The organism is Rhizobacter sp. P3_B12 (genome assembly GCF_056402895.1).
The window spans coordinates 1-2,032 of sequence record NZ_JBFUGN010001058.1 but is presented as its reverse complement, the minus strand read 5'-3'; the positions used below and the strand labels follow the sequence as shown (position 1 = coordinate 2,032).

The 2,032-nt window shown below is 68.7% G+C and carries 3 protein-coding genes; all 3 read right to left on the bottom strand.

The window, feature by feature from the left end; all coding sequences use genetic code 11:
* On the bottom strand, nt 1–496 hold a 496-nt coding region (gene pgsA, locus AC1D01_RS32030; protein WP_477873542.1), incomplete at its 3' end, for a CDP-diacylglycerol--glycerol-3-phosphate 3-phosphatidyltransferase.
* 23 nt (nt 497–519) lie between these two features.
* Nucleotides 520–846, bottom strand: coding sequence for a hypothetical protein (locus tag AC1D01_RS32025; RefSeq protein WP_477873541.1), 327 nt, complete (start codon nt 844–846; stop codon nt 520–522).
* Nucleotides 847–1,108: 262 nt separating this feature from the next.
* A partial coding sequence (locus tag AC1D01_RS32020) for a helix-hairpin-helix domain-containing protein (RefSeq protein WP_477873540.1) occupies nt 1,109–2,032 on the bottom strand: 924 nt, incomplete at its 5' end.

The following is a 2,032-nucleotide window of genomic DNA, read 5'->3' as shown; positions in this document are numbered from 1 at the left end:
CCGCCGATGCGTAGATCAGCCAGGTGCCCCACAGCTGCGTGTCGATCAGGCCGAACAGTGTGCCGTGGTAGAGCAGGAACGGGATCGCGATCATCTGCACCGTGGTCTTGACCTTGCCGAGCATGTGCACCGCGACGCTGCGCGACGCGCCGATCTGCGCCATCCACTCGCGCAGCGCCGAGATCGCGATCTCGCGGCCGATGATCACGAGGGCCACCAGCGCATGCAGCCGGCCCAGGTGCACCAGCACCAGCAGCGCGGCGCAGACGAGGAACTTGTCGGCGACCGGATCGAGGAAGGCGCCGAACGACGAGGTCATGTTGAGCCGGCGGGCCAGGTAGCCGTCAGCCCAGTCGGTCAGCGCGACGACGATGAACAGCACCGTCGCGATCAGGTTCTGGTGCGGCTCCTTGACGTCGAGGTAGAACACCCCGACGACCAGCGGAATCGAGACGATGCGCGCCCAGGTCAGCAGTGTCGGCAGATTGAAGAACATGGGCGGCATTGTGCCCAAGTTCTTCAGGGATCCAGCGTGCGCGGCTTGAAGCGCTTGTCGTCGTCGAACAGGAAGGTCTCGACGAACTTCCACGGCTTGGGCAGCTTCGACACGTCGCCGAACGGCGCAGCGCGCTTGATCGCGTCGATCGCGATCTGCGTGGTCTCGGGCGCCTGGCCCGGGTAGCGCAGCACGTCGACGCGGCGCACGCTGCCGTCGGAGTTCAGCTCGACCTCGAGCACGGGGATCGCCAGCAGGATGTCGGGCGGCCGGCTCATGTAGGTGCCGTTCGGGTTCGACGCGACCATGCGCCGCGCGGCCTGCAGCCGCACTTCGTTCCAGTTGCGCACCGGGCCCGGCGCGGTCAGCTTGACGAAGCCGCCAGCCGACGGTGCCGGCGCGGCAGCAGCAGGGGCCGGCGCAGGTGCAGGTGCAGGTCGCGAAACCGGCGCGGGCGCAGGAGCCGGCGCGGGCGGAGGAGACCCACAGCCCGCAAGCAAGAGAGCGAAGCCGCAGGCCAGCGACAACCMAGCGGACGCCGCGGAACCGGCTTTGCCGGGCCGCTGGCGGCGCCCCCTYGAGGGGGAGGCGCCTGCGGCGCCTCGGGGGTGGTCAATGAAGCGCACGATAGATTTCCTCCGCCAGTTCTTTGGAGATTCCGTCGACGGTGACGAGATCTTCCACGCTTGCATGGCCCACGCCACGCACGCCTCCGAAGCGCTGCAAAAGTTTCGCACGTTTCTTCGGCCCCACGCCGGGTATGTCTTCCAGCCGGCTGCCGCCGGTGCGCACGCTGGCGCGGCGCGCCCGCATGCCGGTGATCGCGAAGCGGTGCGCCTCGTCGCGGATCTGCGCCACCAGCATCAGCGCCGCCGAATCCTTGCCCAGGTACACCTTCTCGCGGCCATCGGCGAACACCAGCTCCTCGAGGCCGACCTTGCGGCCCTCGCCCTTCTCGACGCCGACGATCAGCGACAGGTCCAGGCCCAGTTCCTCGAACACCTCGCGCGCCATGCTGACCTGGCCGCGCCCGCCGTCGACCAGCACCAGGTCGGGCATGCGCACGTTCGCCGCCGCGGTGCTCGTCGGTTCACTCGATTCCCGGTCGGCCAGCACAGCAGCGATCTTGCTGTAGCGTCGCGTCAGCACCTGGCGCATCGCGGCATAGTCGTCGCCGCCCGTCACGCCCTCGATGTTGTAGCGGCGGTACTGCGCGTTCTGCATCTTGTGGGCCTCGAACACCACGCACGATGCCTGCGTCGATTCGCCAGCGGTGTGGCTGATGTCGAAACACTCGATGCGGAATGTGTCGGGGTTTTCCGGCGACAGGTCCAGCGCCTCGACCAGCGCGCGCGTGCGCGCCTGCTGCGAGCCCTCTTCGGACAGCAGCCGCGCGAGCTTCAGCTGCGCGCCCTGGATGCACATGTCCAGCCAGGCCCGGCGCGCGTCGCGCGGCTGGTGCTGCGCGCTCACGCGGATGCCGCTGTGCTCGGTCAGCGCATCGATCAGCGCCTTGTCGACCGCATGGCTCAGCAC